Annotated in this window: 17 protein-coding genes; 6 read left to right on the forward strand and 11 right to left on the reverse strand. The window is 53.6% G+C overall.

Translation table 11 applies throughout. From position 1 onward, the window contains the following. Window positions 1-25: 25 nt before the first annotated feature. The 3 genes from QET93_RS03180 to QET93_RS03190 all read right to left on the reverse strand — a co-directional run bounded on the left by QET93_RS03180 (window position 26) and on the right by QET93_RS03190 (window position 3,712). Complete coding sequence (locus QET93_RS03180; protein ID WP_280131385.1) at window positions 26-1,615, reverse strand: glucose-6-phosphate isomerase; 1,590 nt, start codon at window positions 1,613-1,615, stop codon at window positions 26-28. A gap of 76 nt (window positions 1,616-1,691) precedes the next feature. Next, the gene (locus QET93_RS03185; protein WP_280131384.1) at window positions 1,692-2,789 is read right to left on the reverse strand and encodes a tetratricopeptide repeat protein; all 1,098 of its coding nucleotides are present in this window, start codon (window positions 2,787-2,789) and stop codon (window positions 1,692-1,694) included. 26 nt (window positions 2,790-2,815) lie between these two features. Continuing rightward, window positions 2,816-3,712, reverse strand: a complete 897-nt coding sequence (locus QET93_RS03190) for a class I SAM-dependent methyltransferase (protein ID WP_280131383.1) — start codon at window positions 3,710-3,712, stop codon at window positions 2,816-2,818. 4 nt (window positions 3,713-3,716) lie between these two features. On the opposite strand from QET93_RS03190, the gene QET93_RS03195 reads away from it, so the two are divergent. The 3 genes from QET93_RS03195 to QET93_RS03205 are packed head-to-tail and all read left to right on the forward strand — an operon-like array spanning window position 3,717 to window position 6,313. Beyond that, a complete protein-coding gene (locus QET93_RS03195; protein WP_280131382.1) occupies window positions 3,717-3,899 on the forward strand; it encodes a hypothetical protein in 183 nt (60 codons plus the stop codon). After that, window positions 3,850-4,611: an energy transducer TonB gene (locus QET93_RS03200; RefSeq protein ID WP_322190095.1), complete on the forward strand. Its 762-nt coding sequence runs from the start codon at window positions 3,850-3,852 to the stop codon at window positions 4,609-4,611. The genes QET93_RS03195 and QET93_RS03200 overlap by 50 nt, the downstream gene beginning before the upstream one ends. 7 nt (window positions 4,612-4,618) lie before the next feature. Continuing rightward, a complete protein-coding gene (locus tag QET93_RS03205) occupies window positions 4,619-6,313 on the forward strand; it encodes a putative manganese-dependent inorganic diphosphatase (RefSeq protein WP_280131380.1) in 1,695 nt (564 codons plus the stop codon). A 4-nt stretch (window positions 6,314-6,317) separates the two neighbouring features. On the opposite strand, the gene QET93_RS03210 is transcribed toward QET93_RS03205, so the two are convergent. Continuing rightward, entirely contained in the window at window positions 6,318-7,004 is a 687-nt protein-coding gene (locus QET93_RS03210; protein WP_280131379.1) for a hypothetical protein, read from the reverse strand. Between the two features lie 209 nt (window positions 7,005-7,213). Here QET93_RS03210 and QET93_RS03215 point away from each other — a divergent pair, with 209 nt between their 5' ends. Continuing rightward, window positions 7,214-7,492 carry a type B 50S ribosomal protein L31 gene (locus QET93_RS03215; RefSeq protein WP_280125446.1) on the forward strand — a complete coding sequence of 93 codons (279 nt, stop codon included), beginning with the start codon at window positions 7,214-7,216 and terminating at the stop codon, window positions 7,490-7,492. 213 nt (window positions 7,493-7,705) lie between these two features. Here the strand turns inward: QET93_RS03215 and QET93_RS03220 are convergent, their stop codons facing one another. Then, entirely contained in the window at window positions 7,706-8,206 is a 501-nt protein-coding gene (locus QET93_RS03220) for a low molecular weight protein-tyrosine-phosphatase (protein WP_345786067.1), read from the reverse strand. 153 nt (window positions 8,207-8,359) lie between these two features. Between QET93_RS03220 and QET93_RS03225 the strand changes: the two genes are divergently transcribed. Both QET93_RS03225 and QET93_RS03230 read left to right on the forward strand, forming a co-directional pair. Continuing rightward, a complete protein-coding gene (locus QET93_RS03225) occupies window positions 8,360-9,067 on the forward strand; it encodes an alpha/beta fold hydrolase (protein WP_280131377.1) in 708 nt (235 codons plus the stop codon). Further along, complete coding sequence (locus tag QET93_RS03230) at window positions 9,060-9,386, forward strand: DUF3820 family protein (RefSeq protein ID WP_280125449.1); 327 nt, start codon at window positions 9,060-9,062, stop codon at window positions 9,384-9,386. Before QET93_RS03225 ends, QET93_RS03230 begins: the two co-directional genes overlap by 8 nt. A 63-nt stretch (window positions 9,387-9,449) precedes the next feature. Here QET93_RS03230 and fbaA read toward each other — a convergent pair whose 3' ends face one another. The 6 genes from fbaA to QET93_RS03260 all read right to left on the reverse strand — a co-directional run bounded on the left by fbaA (window position 9,450) and on the right by QET93_RS03260 (window position 22,769). Further along, complete coding sequence (fbaA, locus tag QET93_RS03235; protein WP_280125450.1) at window positions 9,450-10,481, reverse strand: class II fructose-bisphosphate aldolase; 1,032 nt, start codon at window positions 10,479-10,481, stop codon at window positions 9,450-9,452. A 74-nt stretch (window positions 10,482-10,555) separates the two neighbouring features. Then, window positions 10,556-11,848, reverse strand: a complete 1,293-nt coding sequence (gene lysA, locus QET93_RS03240) for a diaminopimelate decarboxylase (RefSeq protein ID WP_280131376.1) — start codon at window positions 11,846-11,848, stop codon at window positions 10,556-10,558. A 13-nt stretch (window positions 11,849-11,861) separates the two neighbouring features. Next, window positions 11,862-12,968 carry an AI-2E family transporter gene (locus QET93_RS03245; protein ID WP_280125452.1) on the reverse strand — a complete coding sequence of 369 codons (1,107 nt, stop codon included), beginning with the start codon at window positions 12,966-12,968 and terminating at the stop codon, window positions 11,862-11,864. Between the two features lie 187 nt (window positions 12,969-13,155). Then, window positions 13,156-13,977 carry a hypothetical protein gene (locus QET93_RS03250; RefSeq protein WP_280125453.1) on the reverse strand — a complete coding sequence of 274 codons (822 nt, stop codon included), beginning with the start codon at window positions 13,975-13,977 and terminating at the stop codon, window positions 13,156-13,158. A 50-nt stretch (window positions 13,978-14,027) separates the two neighbouring features. Then, window positions 14,028-18,119, reverse strand: a complete 4,092-nt coding sequence (locus QET93_RS03255) for a hypothetical protein (RefSeq protein ID WP_322190096.1) — start codon at window positions 18,117-18,119, stop codon at window positions 14,028-14,030. A gap of 525 nt (window positions 18,120-18,644) precedes the next feature. Further along, a complete protein-coding gene (locus QET93_RS03260; RefSeq protein WP_322190097.1) occupies window positions 18,645-22,769 on the reverse strand; it encodes a hypothetical protein in 4,125 nt (1,374 codons plus the stop codon). Between the last annotated feature and the right edge of the window lie 613 nt (window positions 22,770-23,382).

Here is a 23,382-nt window from a genome sequence, read left to right on the forward strand (position 1 = left end):
GATCAATCGATCGGGAGAAGACAGGTCAGTCTTCGATGATGGTGATCTCGTCGTCTTCCTCTTCGAGTTCTTCGTCGGAAAGTTTACGGAAGGTATCTTGATCGGCAGTAGCACCCCAGTTCATTTCTGCATTGTCGTCGGATTCGCCGATATGGATGAGGCAATGGTAAACGGCTTCTTCGTCTTCACCAATGCGGGCTGCGATGGCAGCGGCGGTTTCCGGTGTTTCCGAGAGGGATTGGCGCACCTTGGTGAGAAGGTTGAGGAAGGTTGTGGCGGCTTTCTTGCCTGCTTCGACGCCGGGCTGATGGTAGGCGTTGATGTTGACGAGAGAGGCGTAGAAAGAGACGGCTCGTTCGAAGAGGGCAATGAGCATGCCGATCGTCAGCGGAGAGACGGTGGGAATGGAGATCGTGATGGAAGCGCGTCCGGATTCTGCAAGGGCCTGGCGGGAACCGCGCAGGAAGCCCTGGAGATAGTCTCCGGCAGTGACTCCGGGATCGACTTCCACGAAATCAGTCATGGCTTGGCGCACTTCGATGAAGGTGACGAAGAAGTTGGCGATGCCGTCGCGGAGTTGTTGGACGTAGGCGTGCTGGTCGGTGGAGCCCTTGTTGCCGTATACGGTCAGTCCCTGATGGACGACATTGCCGTCGAGGTCTTCCTTCTTGCCGATGGACTCCATGATGAGCTGCTGGAGGTATTTGGAAAAAAGGACGAGGGAATCCTTATAGGGAAGGACGACCATATCTTTTTCTCCCTTGCCGTTGGTAGCTTTGTACCAGGCGAGGGCAAGCTTCATGGCGGCGTTGTCTGCAACATTGTGGATGCGTGTGCGGCTGTCCATGAGCGCGGCTCCTTCGAGCAGTTCTTCGACATCGATACCCTGAAGGGCGGCGGGAACGAGTCCGACAACGGAAGTGACGGAAGTACGGCCTCCGACCCAGTCTTCCATCGGAAAACGCCGGAGCCAGCCTTCGGCTTCGGCTGTCTTGTCGAGCTTGGAACCGGTGCCGGTGACGGCGACGGCCTGTTGTGCGAAGTCGAGTTCGCAAATGCGGAAGAAGTCCTGGGTCACAAGCATGCCGTTGCGTGTTTCAGGTGTGCCGCCGGATTTGGAGATGACGACGACGAGGGTTTCTTCCAACGGAAGTCTTTCCAGGACGGCGTACATACCGTCGGGATCAGTGTTGTCGAGGAAGTACATATCCAGTCCAACTCCGGGGAGGGCGTCGGCGATCAGTTCCGGCCCGAGAGCGGAACCACCGATACCGATGACGAGGGCGGTTGTGTAGAAACCTCCCTGCGGGGGACGGATGGTACCGTCGAGGATGTCGTGGGCGAATTCGAGGACGTCGGTGTACACATCGTCGATCTGAGTTTTGATCTCGGGGGTGGGAGCGAGGTCGGAGTTTCGCAGCCAGTAGTGACCGACCATGCGGTTTTCGTCCGGATTGGCGATCTTGCCGGCTTCGAGGTCGTCGATGGCATTGAAAGCACGGGTGATTTTGTCGCCCATGGAAGAGAGGAAATCTGGCGTCAGAGGCAGCTTGGAGAAGTCGAGAGAGATTCCAAGGTCATTGTAACGCACGAGTTGGTCGGAATAAGTGCTCATGAGTGAAATCAGGATAAAATGAAAGCGAATGTCTGCAAGCACGAAGGGCGTGTGCAGAGGTGAATGTCACAGGGGGCTATTTGATGGTTTTGAGGGCTGCAGCAGCTTGTCCATCCCCTTTTGCAGCAGCAGCCGAGAGCCATCGGGTCGCTTTCTTGGGGTCTTTGGTGAGGCCGTATCCGTTTTTGTACATGATGCCGATGTTGAATTGCTCGGCTACGCACCCTTCGGAGGCAGCACGTTGGCAAGTGGAGAGCAGGGCTTTGGCATCTTCCGGGAAAACTTCCAGTTCCTTCATGGCAGCATCGAAATTTTTGTCAATCAGGACTGCAGCGAGAGCAAATCCTTTTTCGGCAGCCTGGCGGTAGTATTGTTGGGATTTTTCCTTGTCGGCGGGGATGCCTTTGCCTCCGGCATAGATTTGGCCGAGAGCCCATAAGGCACGGGATGAGCCGAATTGGGCGGCTTCCTCGAAGAGCGGAATGGCTGCTTTGCCGTTTTTTGCGGCGAGGGCAGCCATGCCCTTGGCGTTCAGGGCATCGGCTTTGATAAGATCGAAGAATTCGGGGACGGCGTCCCAGGCTTTGATGGCTTTCGGGTTATTCTGGGGGGGACGGATTTTACCGGAGACGAAGGTCGTTACGACGTAACACTTGTTTTCGGTATCTCGCATGATGCCGGTCATGATGGATTCCTTGGTACCGATGTGCCAGGTGTGGAGAAAGAGGACGCGATTGGGTTTCATGCGCTCCGGAGAGGGCCAGTCGGGGCAGTTGAGCGGTAGCCCGTATCGGTCGGAAACAGACATGAAAAGGTTTTTGTACCGGGCTTTGAAGCGGCTGTTGTACAGGCTGGGTTCGAAACCCGTTTTTGAGTAGAAGGAAACGGCATTGAGGAGATCATCGCTGCCGAAGCGGAAAGAGAGTTCGCACAGGTCTCCGTAGAACGTTTTTCTTGTGACGAATCGATCGTTTTCCGAGGAAGAGCCCATGACGGTCATTTCTCCGGGTGGTTCGAAGGCGGGATCCGAGCGGAGAGTAGCATCAAGGGTGTTGCGATCCATACCTAGTGAGAGCGGTCCCCATATTTTTCCGAAAGCAGTGGAACAGCAAAGGATTGTGGCGACGAGAAGGCCGGTTGAGAGGCTCCGGGCGATGCGAAGGTGATGTTTCATGATGGCGAAGGAGGATCGGAATGGTGTTAGAATTGGACGAAGAGGCATTTGAGGTAGTCTTCTCCGGGAAAATCGAAGGGCATGGGGTCATGCCTCAAGTCGGCACCGGGAGCGGCGGAGGCTACCATAATCCGGAAGTCCCGGTGGCTGAGTTTGCGGCAATTGGTGGAACAGAGGAGCCATCCGCCGGGTTCCAGACAGGCTATGGCTTTGGAAACGAGGTCTCCGTAGTGGCGCTCGACACGGAAGACTTTTCCGTTTTTGTCGCGGGAAAAAGTAGGAGGGTCCAGGATGATGCCGTGGAAAGTACGCTGCTGTTTGGCGAAACGGTCAAGCCAGTGGAGCGCGTCTCCCTTGCAGAAATAATGTTCGTCGGGTTCTAGAGCATTAAGGAGAAAGTTTTGCCGGGCCCAGTCGAGACAGGGTTGGGCGAGATCCAGCGTCGTCGTGATGGCTCCGCCAAGGGCGGCATACACGGAAAATGCTCCCGTGTAGGCGAATGTGTTGAGGATGCGCATACCGGGACGGCATGCCTGGCGGACACGTCGTCGGTTGTCTCGTTGATCGAGGAAGATACCCTGGGAATAGCCGGCTCCCATGTCGATGAGGAATCGGACGCCTTGTTCGACGATATGGAATTGGAGAGGAGTGGAATCTCCGGCGTGGGCGATGGGAACGGGCGGTTGTTTATCGTCCTGGTCTAGGCGTTTGTGATAAACCGGCCCTGCTTCGGAAACAATCTGCTGGAGAAGCTGGTGCGGAATGTCGCGGTCACGAGTGGAGATGAGAGTCCTGTCCCCGAACCGATCAATGAACAGCTTCGGGTAACCGTCTGCTTCTCCGTCTATGACGCGAAAAGAATCGGTATTCTCCGGAAGTCCGGCGATGCGGCTGGCAAGTATGTCTTGGTAGGTGCGTGGCACGTTTATGGACAATAAACGAGAAAAGAATTCGCGCAAGGGCTTTTTCGCGGATTACAAGGTGAGTGAATGTCAGCAGGTAATGGTAAAATTTGCCATTGTGGAATTCGATGTTACACTCCTGTTGGAATACCGTGAAGTTGAATTTGGAGCCATATCGCCTCCCCAGGCAGAAGCTGAAACCCCATAAACCGGCAAAATCCGCACTGGTTTACGCGGCTCTGGTCGCTTTAGGCGTACCGGTAGCTCTCGGGTGCGTGTTGGCGTTGTACCGGTACCATGAATCGGGACTTCTGGGGATGCATGGGCCGTTTTCCGTCAGTATGGTAGACCCGGATCCCGTTTCGCAGGAAGAGAACATTGCCCAAAAGACAGTGATTTCACGGGCCTTGCCGGCATTGCCTCCGATTATCAGGACGGAGGCGCCCAGACAAGTGCTGAATTTGTCGCCTGACATGCCCGATCTGGCCTGGACTGCCGGAGAGCTGGCGGCTTCCCATGATGTGTTCGACGATGCGGATACGGGAACGCTGATGAGTAATCCTCAGGTGGTGAAACGGAGCAATCTCCGTCCCCGTGTCCGTCCGAAAACGGTTTTGGGCGGAGCTCCGGGAAATCCAGAAGCTTCTACATCCGCGCCGCAGGCTCTGGAAGCCTCGTTGCCTCCCTATCCGGCTTCGGCCCGTAGTGCGGGGCAAGTGGGAGTTGTCAAGGTGTTGATTTCCGTGGATGAATGCGGTTCCGTATCGGGGGTTTCCCTTTCGGAGTCCAGCGGATATGCTTCGTTGGATCGTGCTGCTCTGGAATGGGTGAAAAACAACTGGTCGTTTCGGCCCGCAGTCCGTGGCGGTATTCCCATTGCTTCACAAATTATAGCTCCCATCAGATTTAAACTGGATTGATACGTGCATGATGAATGAACGAAACATCGGCCCTTTATACGTCATTGGCCATAAGAACCCCGATACGGACTCCATCTGTTCTGCAATTGGGAATGCTTCCTTTTTGCGACGCCATGGTTATCCCGATGCCGTTGCCGCCCGATGCGGGGAAGTGACCCAGCGTACGGCCTGGGTACTGGAGCAGGCACAACTTCCCCAGCCCGTTTTGATTCGGGATGCAACGCCGACGGCAGAATCCATTTGCCACAGAAACATTATTTCCGTCCTGCCCGGCGATACGTTCCTGACGACTTACAAGAGGATGACGGAGAACAACCTGAGTTCCATCCCCGTTATTGATGAACAGGGTAAACTGCACGGGTTGATCCGGTATCTGGATCTGTTGAATCTACTGCTCCCCAAACAGTTGAGTGATGACAGCGTGCGCTCCGTCGTTGCCAGCCTGGACAACATCGCCAAGACGATCAATGCCCGCTGCCTGACCGGCGAAACACTGAGTACGGAAGATGAGGAACTCTTCCTTCTGGTCGGTGCATCCAGTGAACCCAGCGTGCGTTCCCGACTTGCCAACTACAAGAGGAAGGGGCTGATTCACAAGTTGTGCGTGATTTGCGGCGACCGTCCGAACGTGCAGCTTTTTGCTGTGGAGAACGGAGTGAGAGCACTCGTTATTACGGCGGATGCCCACCCAACGGCCGATATTCGGGAGGAAGCCCAGGATTCCGGTACATGCATTCTCAGCACGCCGTGGGATACGGCGAGTGTCGGCCAGTTGATTCGCTGTTCGCGGCGTGTCCACGATGTCGTGCACCGTGACTTTGTAACGTTCACCTCCGGCCTTCCCCTGTCTCAAATGCGCCAGCTAGCCGTGCAGAGTCGCCAGCCTCTGTTTCCTGTGCTTGATAAGATCAGCAACAAGGTGGTCGGAGTTGTTTCCAAGACGGATTTGGTTGATCCTCCCCGCATGCGTTTGGCTTTGGTGGATCACAACGAATTCAGCCAGGCGGTAGATGGAGTAGAAGAGGCGGAAATCGTCGAAGTGATGGATCATCACCGCCTCGGTTCCCAGGTATCGACACGCGATCCCATCAGGTTCCTGAATGAGCCTGTCGGTTCGACATCGACGCTGGTGGCTCGCCGGTTTTTCCATCGGGACGAGGAGCCGGAGCCGAATGTCGCCTTGTGCCTGTGTGCGGGGATTTTGTCGGATACGATCAATCTGACGTCTCCGACGACGACGAGCGTCGATCGTCTGATGATGGAATGGCTAATGCCGATTTCCGGGATTGATCCGCAGAAATTTACGGAGGAATTCTTCTCGACCGGTTCCTTGTTGAGATCAAGGGATTCCTCGGCGGTCGACATCATCCAGGCGGACCGCAAGGAATTCGTAGAATTCGGGTTCCGCATCAGTATTTCCCAGGTAGAGGAAGTTGGAGTATACGGATTTGATGCCGTACGACATCAACTTCAAAAAGCTTTGGAGGAATTGCAGGTAAAAGAAAAGTACAGGCTTGCCTGCCTTCTGGTGACGGACATCAGTACGCACGATTCCCTTTTGCTGGCAGTAGGAGATCCCGATGTGTTGGATAATCTGGAATTCAAACGTTTAGACGACAATCTCTTTTCTGCCAAAGGCGTGGTGAGCCGCAAAAAACAACTCTTTCCGGCTATTTCCCAGGCTCTGAAAGGGGTGGAATGAGGATCTAAAATATCCAGGGCTTTCCGTAGAGGATCAGAACCAGAGCGGGAATAATCATTAAAGTTCCGCGAGCGAGTTCCTTCAGACCAGAGGAAAGCCGGGGTGGCAAGGAGAGAGTCAGGATGAGGCTGAAGTAGATACCTGTGTACCAGACTGGCGCACTGATCATGAAATCATTGGCGTAGCCGCTCATTTTCTCGAAGTAGGCAGGAGTTGCTGTGGCAAAAGCAAGGACGATGCCTGCGTAGATGGATTCTCCCAAAATAGATGGACGGAAATCCCGTTTGGCGATTGAGAAGAGGTATCGTGCCAGGAGCACCAGACCAAAAAGGCCGGAAGGAAAAAGAAATGGGAATATGCCGACACCTAGCCGAAACAGGAGCAGGAAGCCGGAAGTGCCGAATGCGAGGATGCTTCCGACCGGGAACAGTTGGCACAGGAGACGATATGCCCTGGGGGTGAGTTCCGCATCGACGGCAAGTGTTGGTGTTGCCGGACTCAGTTTGTTGCGCAACAGGGCAGCCCCCCATGAAACGGCAAAAATGAAACCGTATTCATCGCCGGTGATCAGAAATGCACCGTAAATCGTCTTGAATGCGGCGCTCCAGGCAACGGCTATAATCGGGATGATCAATCCTGAAAGAGCGAGCCTTGCAGAAAAACGGGTGAGGGTTGCCGATTGAAGGAACATAGATAGTATGCCCTCTATCGTCCGGACGATCGGGGCTGCATGCAAGGAGGTGCACTGTCATGGTTTTTTGTAAAGTCGGTATGTAGTGCGAGCTGTTCGTATTATCCAATCTGCGAATTGATGAATGCACCCTTGACAATGAACGAAAAATCACCATATTTCCATCTCCACCTCATTGCGTTGGAAACGCAATACATATCCTATTCATCATGAAAGCAGATATTCATCCCAAATATAATCCGGTCGTTTTCGTTGACATCTCTACCGGCCGCCGTTTTATCACCCGTTCCACTGCCCGTTCCTCCAAAACGGAAGTGATTGATGGTGTGGAACACTTCGTGATCACCTGCGGTATTACCTCCGATTCCCACCCTTTCTTCACGGGTAAGAACCAGTTTGTCGATACCGAAGGCCGCATCGACAAGTTCCAGAAGCGTTTCGGCGCTTCGATCCGTCGCCAGGGCGGCAAGCCCAAGCTCGGCAAATAATCGGATTCCGATTCATTTTTTCCAAAGTCATCTTCCTTGATAATCAAGGGAGATGGCTTTGTTGTTTACCAGCGTAGTGGGCGAGAGAGCCATAGGCACACGGCATGGGAATTATGCCCCGGCTCCTCCGACTGTTGGTATGAAAATCCCCGGAGGGCATAAGAACGCTTCCGGGGATGCTGCCAAGGAGGGAATGTCCCAGAGAGGAGTATTTTATTCCGAGATGGCCGTGTTGTGTTTGGCGATGGTACCCTTGACCGATTTAAGGAGATTGGAACAAGCATCTTCCAAGAGTTCAACAACATGATCGAAACCTGACTGTCCGCCGTAATAGGGGTCGGGGACTTCGGTGTCGCGGAACTTATTACTGACAAATTTACACATGGGAATGATTTTATCCCGGAAGCGCTTCAATTTGTCCATGGCCCGGACATCGGTAAAATTGTCTCCGTCCATGGTTAGGATGAGGTCGAATTGTTCCAGATCTTCAGGATTGATCTTGCGTGCGCGGTGGGGAAAAATGCTGTAACCGTGGTTCGCGAGGGTTTTGAGCATGCGTGAGTCGGGAGGGGAGCCTTCGTGGTAACCGATAGTTCCTGCGGAATCGGTATGAATCTGTTCGTTCATCTGGTTTTTATCCACCATGTTGCGGAAAATGATTTCCGCTGCGGGGGAACGGCAGATATTTCCCATGCAAACGAAGAGTACATTGATGATAGGGCTTTGATTCAGGAAATGTTTCATAACTGAAAACTCTTGAATAGGTTAAAAAAGTAAGGAGATAATCGTAGGTTTTCAAGTGTCAATTTTGTCCGCATCGCTTCTTGCTTGGATTTTGTGATGAATTGCCTTATGAATTGTCCGGTTATGATCTGGTTTCTTCATGGCAATATGGGGCTTCCGGGCGACTGGGGACCAGTCTCCAAGGCGTTGCAAGGCATGGGGGTGGCCTCGCGTTCTTTGAATTTGTGGAAGTTGCTGGCGTGTTGTCCCAAAACTTTGACAGAGGCGGGAGATCTCATAGCCGCGGAGATTTCGTCTCAGGATCACAGACCAGTTTTATGCGGATATTCTCTGGGAGGGCGTTTGGGGTTACATGCCGTGTGTCGTCATCCGGAGTTGTGGGCGGGCGCAGTGTTTGTCAGTACCCATCCCGGGCTCCAGAGCGACGATGAGCGTTCCATCCGTCGTGCCTCCGATGCGGAATGGGCTGTCAAATGCCTGGAGATACCCTGGAATGATGTGATGACCTCCTGGCATGAGCAGGGAGTTTTGCGGGGAAATAAGAGGGAGGAACAACCGGCTCTTTCGTCATGGAAGAGGAGTATTGCCCGGGGGTTTGTAGATTGGTCATTGGGGATGCAGGAAGATTTCCGGCAAAATCTCCGGCAATTGGAAATTCCCTGGTTGTGGGTGTGCGGGGAGAAGGATCCCAAGTTTTCCGGGCTGGGGAGAGAGGTTGCCGGAGACGGGCTTGTTCTCGTGCCCGGTTCGGGGCATCGGGTGCCTGCCGAGCAACCGATTTTGCTTGCGGATATCCTGTGTGAGTTTTACAAGAAACTAGGCGATGAATGACAATATTCCCAATGGCGAGGATCTGAGAAAGCTGGTGGAAGAAATTGCAGCCATGCATATGCCTTTCGGGATGTATGGTCCGGCGAAATACCCGCCGAAGGGGTGTCCGCTGATGGATGTCCCCATCGAATATCTGACGTGGTTCAAGGCCAAGGGGTTTCCCAAAGGGAAACTGGGGTTGTTGATGGAACAATGCTGGTTTCTGCGTGCCAATGGCTTGGACGATTTGTTTAATCCGTTCAGACAAGTCCGGGGCGGGCGGACCAGCCACCACAAGCGCTACGGGAAAACGTATCGTTTCGACGAAGGAGAATCATAAAAAACCGGTCCGCCTTTCAGCGAACCGGTTGGGGATGAAAAACGGGGATCTCCGTTTGGCGGATTAGATCTTGCCGCAGAGGGTTTTACCTGTGGAGAGCAGGTCTTCGCAAGCACTCTTGAGGCGATCGCAAATGCCCATTTCTCCCTTCTTGAGGTAGGAACGGGGATCGTAATCTTTCTTGTTGCCGACTTCGCCATCGATCTTGAGCATGCCTTCGATCTTTTCGCACATGTGGAAGACGATAGGCTTGGAGAAGGCGTATTGGGTGTCGGTGTCGATGTTCATCTTGACCACGCCGTAGGAAATGGCTTCGCGGATGTCCTTAAGCTCGGAACCGGAACCGCCGTGGAAAACGAGCAGCATGCGTGCGTCCTCGCCGTGTTTGGCGGCAACGACGTCTTGTCCGTCGCGAAGGATGCTGGGCTTCAATTTGACGTGACCGGGCTTGTACACGCCGTGAACATTGCCGAAGGTGGCGGCGAGCATGAACTTGCCGATGGGGGCAAGGGCTTCATAGGTTTGCAGCATGTCTTCGGGAGAGGTGTACAGCTTGTCGGCAGGGTGGCCGGAATTGTCCACTCCGTCTTCTTCGCCGCCGACGACGCCGATTTCGATTTCAAGAATAATGCCGAGTTCGGCGCATTCCTTGAGAAGGCTCTTGGAAAGCTCCAGGTTCTCTGCCATGGGCAGGGTGGAGGCATCCAGCATGTGGGACGTGAAAAGCGGAGGAAGACCGGCGGAAACGCGGCGGCGGGATTCTGCAATGAGGGGACGCAGGAAGGTGTCGACGTGTTCGGGCTGGCAGTGGTCGGTGTGAAGACCGACGAAAACGTCGTACTTTTCGGCGAGGCGGTAGGTGGCTTCCGCCAGGACGATGGCACCGAGGGCGGAGTTGCCGACGGCGGAACCGGAAGCGAACTTGCCGCCGCCGATGGAAACCTGGATGATACCGTCGGACTTGGCTTCGGAGAAGGCGCGGAGGGCGCCATTGATGACTTCGATGGTCGTAACGTTAACGGCGGGGAGGGCATAGCCTTCCTTTTTGGCCGTTTCGAGGATCTTGCTGTATTGCGCAGGAGTGGCGATTGGCATAGTATTGTGGATGTTAGTGTTTATATGGGCAACGGCAAGGCTGAAGTCGGTCAGTCCTGCCGTAGAAGTGAGATTTATACCTGGGGGATGGATTCTCCGGCAATGAGGTCGTCCCAGCTTTGCCGGCGGCGTATGGTATGCCATGAATCGCCGTCGACGAGGACTTCCTCAGGCATCGGACGTGAGTTGTAATTGGAAGCCATGGAAAAACCGTAGGCTCCGGCGGACAGGATGGCCAGGAGTTCTCCCTGATGGATATTGGCTACTTCACGGTTTTGAGCCATGAAATCGCCGGATTCGCAGATGGGGCCGACGACGTCGGCAACAATGGTGTCGTTTCCGGCGTGTTCCGTAACGGGAACGATCTGGTGATACCCTTGATAGAGAGCGGGACGAATGAGGTCGTTCATGCCGACATCAATGACCTTGAATGTCTTGGCTTTCCCGTTTTTTTCGTACAGGCATCGGGTGATGAGGGCTCCTGCATTTCCGACGATGACGCGGCCGGGTTCGACGATGATGTGCAGTCCGAGAGGCTGGAGCAGGGGGATGATGGAATCCGCATATGTCTTGATCGTGAGCTGCTCGGGGGATTCGTCCCACCATTCTTTTCCTCCGGATTCCAGAGAGTCCTGGTAGACGATGCCAACCCCGCCTCCGATGGACAGGAATTCGATACCGTGGCGTTCCTTCAGCCGGGCTGCAAGGGGGGCTACTTTAGCGACGGCTTCCACGAAAGGGGCTGCCTGGGTCAGCTGGGAGCCGATGTGCATTTGCAGGCCTTTGAGGCGGATGTTGGGTAACTCGCGGGAGGCGCGTTCGTAGAGCTCTTCAATCCGTTCGAAGTCGATGCCGAATTTGTTTTCCGATTTGCCGGTGGTGATGTATTTGTGCGTGCCGGCTTCTACGTTCGGGTTGACGCGGATGGAAACGGGGGCGATGGTGCCCATGCCGCGTGCGATTTCGTCAATTGCGCGCATTTCGGCTTCCGATTCGATGTTGAAGCAGTAGATTTTCTGTTCCAGCGCGTAACGGATTTCCTGTTCGGTTTTACCGATTCCTGCGTAGGTACACTTTTTGGGATCTCCTCCGGCTTTGATGATACGGAAGAGTTCTCCGCCGGAGACGATGTCGAAACCGGCGCCATGTTGGGCCATCAGATTCAGGATGGCTATGTTCGAACAGGCCTTGACTGCAAATTCGATTTCGGCATTCAGCGGTGCGAGGGCTTCTTTGAGCCGTGTGAAGTGATCCAGAATGGTCTGCTTGCTGTACACGTAGAGAGGGGTCCCTGTTTGTGCGGCGAGTGTTTCGAGGTTGACTCCCTCGCAACACAGGGTTCCGTTTCGGTAGGCGAATGCGTGCATATTCGAATGTGTCTTAGGTTCTTTTTTTGATGGTTGGCGGCAGATCCTGCAGGCGGGGCAGCTTGCGGGCTTTAGGAGGATTGTCGATGATATGGGCGATCCATCGGAGGTCGTCGGAACTTTCCAGCCCCAGCTTGAGGAGCATGGAGATGGGAACGGCCAGAAGCATGCCGAGAGGTCCCCACATCCAACCCCAGAAGACGACGGAAAGCAGGACAACGCTTGTGGCTATGCCGAATTGTTTGCCGAGGAGCATCGGTTCAAGAACCTGGCCCAGTAGCATGTTCATGCCAAGATAGCCTCCGGCGACGATGAACGTATCGGTGGTGCCGAGCGTCAGGGCTGCCAGCATGATGGGAGGTACGGCTGCGACAATGGATCCGAATGTCGGGATGTAATTGAGAGCAAAGGCGACAATTGCCCAGAGCAAGGGAAGATCTACCCCGACCGAGGCACAGAGAATCCATGCGCAGATACCTGTCAGAATGCTGATGAACGTCTTAATAACCAGGTATTTCTGGATACCGGCGAGGGTTTTGGTGAATTGGATGACACCCGGGCTGTTTGCCTGGGCCATTTTGCGGATGTTGGAACGGAAACGCGGAGCTTCTCCCAGGAAAAAGGTCATCAGGATCAGGACAAGCGTGGTGACGGTGAGAATAGTGGCGGCTTTGCTCATCAGCATGGTACTCCAGTCCACGATGCGCTTGCCGTCCAGCATTTCCGTGAGGACTTCCATCACTTTGGATGCCTGGGTGTCCAGATCATGACGGCGCAGGAAATCGATGATCTCCGCGAACTTTTCCTGGAGGACGACATTGTACTTGGTGATGACGATGGTGGTGAGATCCTTGGCCAGATAATTGACGAGGAATCCGATGCCGGTGAGGAATCCAAAATCGATGACGACGGTCAGGAGGACGGACAGCCAGTGGGGAAGGCGGCATTTGTCACGCAGGAACTGGGTAACGGGGTAACTGATGACGGCCAGGAAAGACGCCAGAATAATGGGAAGGATAATATCCTGTCCTGCCTGGAGGCCGGCAATGATGATGACTGTGCTGGCGGCTGTAATCAAAACCCGCAGTCCATCTTTGCCTGTTGTCGTTGCATGCATCATGGCGGAATGTGGCTTGAACCGGTATGAAATGGCAGGAAGCCGCGTTGAGCTTCTCAAATTTCCAATCTGTTGGCAATCCTTTGTTCCCGTTCGTGATCGGGATGCATTATTTTCGGTTCCAGAATAACAAAAAAACCCGGGCCGGACAAACCGGACCGGGTTTTGTGACGAAACTGGAAGGGACTGGTCAGTCTTTGTAGATGGTAATGGACTGCATCAAAATGCTGTTGCCGGCAGGATTGGGAAGGATCAAAATGAGATTGCCGCAGATTTTGTCCGTTTTCAGGATCATTTTACGTTCGATAAACCACTGTTTTTGGCCATTCTTGAGAGTAAGTTCCTTGCGGATTTCCATGGGCAGAGTGCGGTTGGCCTTGGGGAGGCTTTGCCCGAACTTCCATTCCTGGTTGCCGGCCATCAGCATTCTGTCTTTTTCCCCGGAAGGAGCCTGCGGAACGATGAGCAGGTAAGGCGTTGAGGTCATGTTCTTGATGATCGTCATGCCCGGCTGACAATCTTTTTCTTCAATATAGCTCAGAAGCATTTGCTTGCCCGAGAAACAGAAAACTCCCAGAATCTTTCCGGAAATATTGGCCGGAATTTCCGCCTTGAAAAATGGTTGAAGCTTGTTTTCCTTGGTCGGAATGTCCTCGTAGAAACGGATGACCCTGTCTTCGGGGAAAGGAACGCGCGCTGCCGGTAGGCCGAAGCGCATAGGAACTTCGACGAAGACGTCTTTGTTGATTGGCATGAGAGCCTTGTTCAGGTTGCTATTGGGCATGCCGAAGACGAAACGGATACCCGTTGTCAGACCTGCAGGAGGTTTGATGATGGTTGGACCTTCTTGTTTGGCATTCGGATTCTGTTTGGGATTTTGGGAATTCCCGGCTGCCGGTTGAGCTGCCGGGGTACCGCCGGTGCTTCTTGATGAAGCCGGTGCCGGAGTCTGAGCCAAGGTGATACAGGGAACCGTAAAAGCTAAAAGGATGGCTGTGACAATCTTTTTCATGGAATCTAGTCGATTGTATATATGTGCGTTGGGCCATCCCTTCAAATGCATCAGACTTCTTCCGGGGAGAGCCAACGGAACGATATAATATCGAATTTCCGTCCGAATGCACGATTTATATTGCTTAACTGTGTTTTTTCCAGTGAACCCGTGCTTGTGTTGGGCTGATAGGCCGGGGTTTCGGGGGCATCCGTCGGATCGACATAGTCCACTCCGCGTTTGACGACGGCTTCACACCAGGCGCGGGAGAGGATGCTCTTGCCGGATTTGGTCGTCAGTTCCCCGTACGCCCGGATGGTGAACGTATCGTCCCGCGTCGTCAGGATGTTGCCCAGCACGGCCAGGATGTCGGACTGGATCAGGTAGCCGGGCGCTCCCGTAAACACGTTGCCGCGCGCGGCCTCCGGATTCGGATAGGGGGCGGAGGGATTCAGGACGGAGCTTTGCACCTGGTCGAAGACGGAGTTGATGCCCGTGTTGTCGATGGCCGCCTGGATGGCGCCCTTCAACCCGAGGTCTCCGGATGTGAGACGCCGGTTGACGAACTCGGCCATGTTGAGGAACGGGCCGCGCTTCTTGACTTCGGCAACGAGGTTTTCCGTCAAGCTGTCGAGCGTTCTCTCATCAAGCTTGCGAAGGTCGGACCATGCCTGGGCGACACCGTCGGTCAACCCGTTGGTAATGCCAATGCTGCCGTAATCGTCCACATGGGACTGATCGCTGCTGGCTACGCCGAAACGGGAGAAGTAGGCCGTGTTTTTATCCTGGCTGAGTGGAGTGATTCCATTGGTCGAGGAGTTGAAGAGCAACTGGCGGTCCCTGAGTCCCTTGATGACGGACTTCCACGCTTTCATGGATGTAGAGTTCACATTGAAAGCGCCTTCGACGCTGACATACTTGGCCACTTTCTTGTAGCCGTCGGAATCGCTCAGTTCACTGATGACGTCTTCAACCTTGGAAGCACCGGGGTTCAGGGAGAACCGTGAATTGGGCAGGACTTCCAGAGAGTTGACGTTGGCGGTGGTGTCTTTTTTATCGCTGAGCACGTTTTGGAGGACGTCGGTGAATTCTTCTTTGCCTCCGCCATTGCCAATCTGAGAGGGACGGTTGGAGATGGAAGAAGCGAACCAGGAGTCCCAGACGCCGTCGTTGGCCATCAGGGCGTGATCCCAGAAATCTCCGAGTTCCTTGTCTCCCGAGATTTCGCTGTGAACAAATACCCGGTTGCCTGGAATCATGGGGTCGGCAAACGAGTTGCCAATACCGATTCCGGGAACGCCGGACTGGTAGGAGAACCGTTTTGCAATAGTCGCCGGGGAATCATTGCCCTGGGTGTACCAGCCGGGGGTCAGGCGGGCGCCGGCAAATCCGGCAATGGAGTAGGGCGGATGAATGGGGATTTCCGTGGCGGAGATCTTGTTGATCTGTTCGGCACCGGGGCCTCCGAAGGTCGTGAGGCGCGTTCCGTCGTTGTTCAGAACGTTGGAAATGGAAATCGGAGCAAATCCTTCCGGGTCGTTGTGGTGCTTGACTTCGAACTGGTACGGGCTGTAGGTACGGGACAAATCGCTGGCGGCGACCATCTGGTTACCCCAGAAGAGAGGCGAGGAGTGTTGCCAGATTTTGGTGCGGTAGTCCTTGTTTTCCGGATAGGTACCGACGAGGGGAGTCTGGCTCCATTTGACGGAAATGCCGTAATAGGCCACGAAATCATATTTTTCAGCTCCGACGCCACAGCATCCGTGATATTTGCGATAACCGTAGCCGGGACGATTGACAATAGTGGAGGCGTCTTTGTTGTCGTAGGGATTTTCCGGGTTATCCCTGTCCCTGTATAGTTCGTGCGGGAATTTGATCTCCTGAATCAGGGGTTCTTCCCAGACACCCCAGTTCAAGTTGTAGAAGGCCGGCATTTTTTTGGCGAAAGAATCGGGCATGTCGCCCATGGCTCCACCGCTTTGCTGAGTTAGTTCGTATTCCTTGCCTATTTCATCCTGATCGAAGAGACCGGCAATACTGACATAGGCATTCATTTCACCGGAAGCCTTTCCTTCGTCCGTGTACACTTGGGAGAGCACGGAGTTGCGAGGTTGGACGGTTAAATCCTTGGCCTTGGGCACAAAGTCCACTTTGGCTTTGCGATAGGTATGTGATTGAGGAGAATTCGGCTGCGGGAAAGTCGGGAAGGAAGTGCTGCCATAGAGTGAGTCGAAACGGATACCGCACCACACGAAACTCCAGCCATAGGCCGTTACCTGATAGAGGTCTTCGGACCATCCTTCCTTGAGTGGATAGTTGTCAACTCGGATGTCTTTATTCTTGGCTTTAGCCTGGGCGGGATGGGGAGCCCGGCTATCGAAGACTTCGCCGCCGTTGTAAGTCGGAGGCCAAATACCCCGTTCCGAGCCGGGTTGGGAATACATAATGATTTCCCCTGGTTCCAGAAATGATACATCCCCTTTGTCCGGATCCCCGGAGACGGACATGTCGACTTTCTGGCGCAGGGAACTGCCATAGTCGGCCAGAGGCCTTTGGACGGAACCCTGATAACCGAAACCTCCGGGACCTTTGAAATAGGATGTGTAGGAACTGTCGTAATAGTTTGACAGAAGAGAATCGTCCACGTAGGAGGACTGGCCTTTTGAATAGCAGTGGTCGAAGTCGGTATAGAAATTATAAGCGGACTTCAGAGGCAGGAAGTGTTCCGCATTGACATAGGTTCCGAAAGGTTCTCCGTTGGCACCTTCGAACTTCATGCTCACGTTGTATGGGTTCCACCACACGCTTACGGGGGTAATGAAAGCACAGGGAATAACGAATCCCGCGTCGCTGGAGCCAACCCCGCCTGTAGCATCACCCCACTGGGTAAAGGTATAGCCGATGAAGTTGTACTGTCGCAGCATGATGGGATTGCGCATGTACGTGTAGCGGTTGTTCATCATCGTCGATACCGCTTCGGCATCGGCCGCAACTAGCGTATAGGGCCTTTTGCCGTCCCACTTCAGTGTCGCCGAGGCGTCCTGGCCGTTGCGCACCGTCGCTCCGTCCCAGATGTTGGACCAGTAATAGAATTGCGGCCACGACGCGATCGGACGCACGGTGACGGCCGCATTGCCGTCTTCATTGTTGTACGGGCGCAGGCCGACGTCATGACTGTTTGTCCGGAATTCGTCGGGGACTTCCTTCTGGGACATCATGATGTTCATGTCCTTCTTCAACCCGCCGAACTTGGAGTCCGTCTGCAGGCCGGAAGCATACAGGGACACATCGTGGAAGAGGCTGGGTATGTCGCGGGAATTGCGGGCCTGCAGCAGGACGGTGCCGCGCGTAATCAGGCGGGATACCTGTTCATCGTACGCATTGCCTCCGTCGGAGGGCAGGGTGCTGTTGAGAGAGGCAAGTTCCCGGATGGAGGAATTGTCCGGAGGAGGGGTGTTCCATGTAGCCCTCAATTTGTCCACATCCTGGCGGAGCCTGTCCTTGTAGGCAGGCAGGTTGATCCGCGCCTTCTGGTTTTCCGCGCTGACCCACCAGGCGATGTTTTTGATCGTACGGGAGTTTTTCTTGGAAACCGTGTCGAGCATGACGTTGGTGGAGTCGTCCACCTGCACGAGCCCGGCATAGATTTCGTCCTTGCGGTCGGCGCGCAGTCCCAGAGTCCCTTCGCCGAGAAGAAGGATTTTGCGTCCCCGGTCGGCACGGTCCTGCCCCAGGTCCTGGGAGACGGAATTCAAGCGTGTCAGGAATTCCATGCGGCTGTCGGAAATCAGCCAGCTTCGGAACATGTTCTGGCGGCCCTTGGTGTACGTGTCCGTCAGGGAATAATTGTGGGTGGGGCTTTTGCGGTTCATCCACGTGTCCCAGGAGTTCCAGACGCCGAGGATGTGGGGAGAAGCCACGCCGTCGATGGATTCCGAATTGACCGACGTGTCCAGAATGCCGGAGTTGGCGGAGACGCGCTGGTCGGGTCCGAGTTCGCACTGGAGCTTGCCGATGGCGACTTCCAGGGCAAGGCGGGCCTGCGCCCGTGCCTCTGCGGCATACAACCCCTTCTGAGAAATACGCGTCTGCGACGCGGACATGGTCAGCAAGCCGACGCTGAGGAGGGCGAGCAGGACCATGAGCGTGATTGTCGCAATCAATGCAAATCCTTGTAACTGATTCTTTAGGAAGTATATAGAAGTGCGCTTCCCGCGGTTACAACGGTATGTGATTTTCATGACAGAATAGAAACTAGAATGAGAAAAAGAAAGACAGAGGGACTCCGTAAATTAACAGTCATGTGTTAGCTAACTGAAGCTTGTATATCAAGTAAAAAATTCTGTTTTTTACTTGATAGATAGCCTCAACTATACAGGTTCTCCAAGTATTTCATATAATCTCCCACTTGCGAGAATTCGTTAGATAAATGGATAACGATACATTCCCGATAACTGTAGATTCATATGATTTTGCAGCATGTTGGAGTCATTATTAAAATAATAAAAACACCATAAATTCAATGCTATGCGTTGCTTAATGGAAATTTACCCATCGCATAAAAATGCCGTTTTTACACGATGAGTAGATACAGATATGCAGATTTTTTCAAATATTCCCATCTAGATTGTGAAGAATATTTCTGTATATGTCGGAATGCTGATTATTTACCTGGGCGGCCGCATTATTTATACTTCCTCAGGTGAGAGCCAACGGAAGGAAATCACGTCGAACTTTCTTCCGAATGCACGGTTGATATTGCTCAACTGGGTTTTGTCCAGCGATCCCGTGCTTGTGTTGGGCTGATAAGCCGGGGTTTCGGGGGCATCCGTCGGATCGACATAGTCCACCCCGCGCTTCACGACGGCTTCGCACCAGGCGCGGGAGAGAATGTTCTTGCCTGATTTGGTCGTCAGTTCCCCGTATGCCCGGATGGTGAACGTATCGTCCCGCGTTGTCAGGATGTTGCCCAGCACGGCCAGAATGTCGGACTGGATCAGATAGCCGGGCGCTCCCGTAAACACGTTGCCGCGCGCGGCCTCCGGGTTCGGATAGGGGGCGGAGGGATTCAGGACGGAGCTTTGCACCTGGTCGAAGACGGAGTTGATACCCGTGTTGTCGATGGCCGCCTGGATGGCGCCCTTCAACCCGAGGTCTCCGGACGCGAGACGCCGGTTGACGAACTCGGCCATGTTGAGGAACGGACCGCGCTTCTTGACTTCGGCAACGAGGTTTTCTGTGAAACGATCCAGTGTATTTTCGTCGATTTTACGAAGATCGGACCATACCTGGGCGACACCATCGGTCAACCCGTTGGTAATACCGACACTTCCGTAGTCGTCCACATGGGACTGGTCGCTGCTGGCTACGCCGAAACGGGAGAAGTAGGCCGTGTTTTTATCCTGATTCATCGGGGTAACTCCGTTGGTCGAGGAATTGAAAAGCAACTGGCGGTCTTTGAGTCCCTTGATGACGGACTTCCATGCTTTCATGGATGTAGAGTTCACATTGAAAGCGCCTTCGACGTTGACATACTTGGCTACTTTCTTGTAGCCGTCGGAATCGCTCAGTTCATTAATGACATTTTCAACCTTGTCGGCACCGGGATTCAGGGAGAAGCGGGAATTAGGCAGGACTTCCATAGAGTTGACGTTAGCCGTGGAATCTTTTTTATCACTGAGGATGTCTTTCAGCACCTCTGTAAATTCTTCCCTGCCACCATTGCCTCCGATTTGCGTAGGACGGTTGGAAATGGAAGAAGCGAACCAGGAGTCCCAGACGCCGTCGTTGGCCATCAGGGCGTGATCCCAGAAATCTCCGAGTTCCTTGTCTCCCGAGATTTCGCTGTGAATGAACACCCGGTCGCCCGGAATCATGGGGTCGGCAAACGAGTTGCCAATACCGATTCCGGGAACGCCGGACTGGTAGGCAAAACGCTTTGCAATAGTTGCCGGGGAGTCATTGCCCTGGGTGTACCAGCCGGGGGTCAGGCGGGCGCCGGCAAATCCGGCAATGGAGTAGGGCGGATGAATGGGGATTTCCGTGGCGGAGATCTTGTTGATCTGTTCGGCGCCGGGGCCTCCGAAGGTCGTGAGGCGCGTTCCGTCGTTGTTCAGGACGTTGGCAATCGTAATCGGAGCAAATCCTTCCGGATCGTTGTGGTGCTTAACTTCGAACTGGTACGGGCTGTAGGTACGGGACAAATCGCTGGCGGCGACCATCTGGTTGCCCCAGAAGAGCGGTGAGGAGTGCTGCCAGATCTTGGTGCGGTAGTCCTTGTCTTCCGGATAGGTACCGACGAGGGGAGTCTGACTCCATTTGACGGACAAGCCGTAATAGGCCACGAAATCGTATTTTTCTGCACCGATTCCACCTGCGCCATGGAGTTTTTTATATCCGTAGCCGTTCGCTTGGATGGTACCTGGGTCTTTATTATCGTACGGACTTTCCGGATTGTCTCGGTCACGATACAACTCATGTGGAAAACGGATTTCCTGAATGAGCGGGTCTTCCCAGACGCCCCAGTTCAAATTGTAAAATGCGGGAGATTTTTTAGCGAATGAATCCGGAATGGACGAGGATGATGAACCGCTCTCTTCTTTTAACGGATAGGATTTTCCAATCAAATCGGGATCCATCAAGCCTCCGATGCTGACATAAGAGCTAAGTTCTCCCGATTCTTTACCTTCATCGGTGTAGACCTGTGACAGAACTGCATTGCGGGGTTCTGCCGATAATTCACTTGCTTTAGGAATGAAATCTACTTTTGCTTTCCGGTATGTATGCGTTTGTGGAGAATTAGGTTGAGGAAAGGTTGGGAAAGAGGAGCTTCCGTAGAACGAATCGAATCTGACGCCGACCCATACGAAGCTCCAGCCATAAGCCGTGACTTGATAAAGTTCTTCCGACCATCCTTCCTTAAGGGGATAATTATCGACGCGAATATCGTTGTTCTTGTTTTTTGCTTGAGCCGGATGTGGAGCCTGGGCGTCGAATTTGCTGCCGCCTTCGTATGTGGGCGGCCAAATGGGACGGTCTGAATTCGGTTGGGAATACATGACTATTTCCCCGGGGGACAAGAAAGAAACATCTCCTTTGTCAGGTGAACCGTCCGTTGACATCTCAACTTTGTCCCGTAACGAACTTCCGTAATCGGCCAATGGTCTCTGAACGCTTGCCTGATAGCCGAAACCACCATCACCGACGGTGTAGGAAGTATAGGATTTATCTGAGTAATTTGATAAGAGAGAGTCGTCAACGTAAGAAGACTGCCCATTCGAATAGCAATGGGTATAGTCAGTATAGAAATTATAAGCGGACTTCAGGGGCAGGAAGTGTTCCGCGTTGACATAGGTTCCGAAAGGTTCTCCGTTGGCACCCTCGAACTTCATGCTTACGTTGTACGGGTTCCACCACACGCTTACGGGGGTGATGAATGTACAGGGGATCACCATGCCGCCATCTTTTGCACCAATGCCTCCGTATGAATTACCCCAACAGGTATAAGTATATCCGATGAAGTTGTACTGCCGCAGCATGATGGGATTGCGCATGTACGTGTAGCGGTTGTTCATCATCGTCGATACCGCTTCGGCATCGGCCGCAACTAGCGTATAGGGCCTTTTGCCGTCCCACTTCAGTGTCGCCGAGGCGTCCTGGCCGTTGCGCACCGTCGCCCCGTCCCAGATGTTGGACCAGTAATAGAATTGCGGCCACGAGGCGATCGGACGCACGGTGACGGCCGCATTGCCGTCTTCATTGTTGTACGGGCGCAGGCCGACGTCATGGCTGGCCGTCCGGAATTCGTCGGGAACTTCCTTCTGGGACATCATGATGTTCATGTCCTTCTTCAACCCGCCGAACTTGGAGTCCGTCTGCAGGCCGGAAGCATACAGGGAAACGTCGTGGAAGAGGCTGGGAATGTCGCGGGAATTGCGGGCCTGCAGCAGGACGGTGCCGCGCGTAATCAGGCGGGATACCTGTTCATCGTAGGCATTGCCTCCGTCGGTGGAAAGGGTGCTGTTGAGCGAGGCGAGCTCCCGGATGGAGGAATTGTCCGGAGGAGGGGTGTTCCATGTCGCCCTCAGTTTGTCCACATCCTGGCGGAGCCTGTCCTTGTAGGCAGGCAGGTTGATCCGCGCCTTCTGGTTTTCCGCGCTGACCCACCAGGCGATGTTTTTGACCGTCCGGGAGTTTTTCTTGGAGACCGTGTCGAGCATGACGTTGGTGGAGTCGTCCACCTGCACGAGCCCGGCATAGATTTCGTCCTTGCGGTCGGCGCGCAGACCCAGAGTCCCTTCGCCGAGAAGAAGGATTTTGCGTCCCCGGTCGGCGCGGTCCTGTCCCAGATCCTGGGAGACGGAATTCAAGCGTGTCAGGAATTCCATGCGGCTGTCGGAAATCAGCCAGCTTCGGAACATGTTCTGGCGGCCCTTGGTGTACGTGTCTGTCAGGGAATAATTGTGGGTGGGGCTTTTGCGGTTCATCCACGTGTCCCAGGAGTTCCAGACGCCGAGGATGTGGGGAGAAGCCACGCCGTCGATGGATTCCGAATTGACCGACGTGTCCAGAATGCCGGAGTTGGCGGAGACGCGCTGGTCGGGTCCGAGTTCGCACTGGAGCTTGCCGATGGCGACTTCCAGGGCAAGGCGGGCCTGCGCCCGTGCCTCTGCGGCATACAACCCCTTTTGAGAAATACGCGTCTGCGATGCGGACATGGTTAGCAAGCCGACGCTGAGGAGGGCGAGCAGGACCATGAGTGTGATTGTCGCAATCAATGCAAACCCTTGTAAGTGCTTCTTTAGGAAGCGCATGGAAGTGCGCTTCCCGCGATTACAACGGTGTGTGATTTTCATGACAGAATAAAACTAGAATAATAAGTGAGAAAGACCGGGGGCTTCGTGAGGTTTCACTTCTCTTGCTAACGAATTGCGAATCCGCTAGCAAGAAAAAAATAGGGACTTTTTTTGTTTTAGACCCCCTGAAATGTGGAAAAACCTTGAGCCTTCAAGAGGTATACCTATTGGGGAATGATCCTTAGATTTTTTCGTTATCTTGGTTGAGGGAGGGATGAATGTTGGGCTGCGATCTTTTTTGATGATAGCATAAATAACTTATTATAAATGATATCATGTTGTTTTTGGTGAGTGTCATTATGTTTTTTTTGAGATAATCTTCAAAAAAATGATATTATTGGTTGGTTTTTTGCCGATAAAATGAACCGGCATAAGGGAATAAGGAGATATATTGTATTTATAATAAGTATATTATAGTTTATTGTGGCGGATTCGCAATCCGCTAACTGTCGGAAAATATGGTTGATTGCTGCTCGCCTATCCCCGGAGTTCCGGAGGTGGAGATTTTAGCATGAATGTAGTGATAATGTAAATTCGTATTGACAATGTGAATGCGTATATGCAAAGTATG

Source organism: Akkermansia sp. N21116 (assembly GCF_029854705.2).
In the GTDB taxonomy this organism is placed as follows: Bacteria; Verrucomicrobiota; Verrucomicrobiia; order Verrucomicrobiales; family Akkermansiaceae; genus Akkermansia.

Coding starts and splice junctions, on each gene's coding strand:
- QET93_RS03180 (WP_280131385.1), bottom strand. CDS start 1,615: ATGAGCACTTATTCCGACCAACTCGTGCGTTACAATGACCTTGGAATC.
- QET93_RS03185 (WP_280131384.1), bottom strand. CDS start 2,789: ATGAAACATCACCTTCGCATCGCCCGGAGCCTCTCAACCGGCCTTCTC.
- QET93_RS03195 (WP_280131382.1), top strand. CDS start 3,717: ATGGACAATAAACGAGAAAAGAATTCGCGCAAGGGCTTTTTCGCGGAT.
- QET93_RS03205 (WP_280131380.1), top strand. CDS start 4,619: ATGATGAATGAACGAAACATCGGCCCTTTATACGTCATTGGCCATAAG.
- QET93_RS03210 (WP_280131379.1), bottom strand. CDS start 7,004: ATGTTCCTTCAATCGGCAACCCTCACCCGTTTTTCTGCAAGGCTCGCT.
- QET93_RS03215 (WP_280125446.1), top strand. CDS start 7,214: ATGAAAGCAGATATTCATCCCAAATATAATCCGGTCGTTTTCGTTGAC.
- QET93_RS03225 (WP_280131377.1), top strand. CDS start 8,360: ATGATCTGGTTTCTTCATGGCAATATGGGGCTTCCGGGCGACTGGGGA.
- QET93_RS03230 (WP_280125449.1), top strand. CDS start 9,060: ATGAATGACAATATTCCCAATGGCGAGGATCTGAGAAAGCTGGTGGAA.
- fbaA (WP_280125450.1), bottom strand. CDS start 10,481: ATGCCAATCGCCACTCCTGCGCAATACAGCAAGATCCTCGAAACGGCC.
- lysA (WP_280131376.1), bottom strand. CDS start 11,848: ATGCACGCATTCGCCTACCGAAACGGAACCCTGTGTTGCGAGGGAGTC.
- QET93_RS03245 (WP_280125452.1), bottom strand. CDS start 12,968: ATGATGCATGCAACGACAACAGGCAAAGATGGACTGCGGGTTTTGATT.
- QET93_RS03250 (WP_280125453.1), bottom strand. CDS start 13,977: ATGAAAAAGATTGTCACAGCCATCCTTTTAGCTTTTACGGTTCCCTGT.
- QET93_RS03260 (WP_322190097.1), bottom strand. CDS start 22,769: ATGCGCTTCCTAAAGAAGCACTTACAAGGGTTTGCATTGATTGCGACA.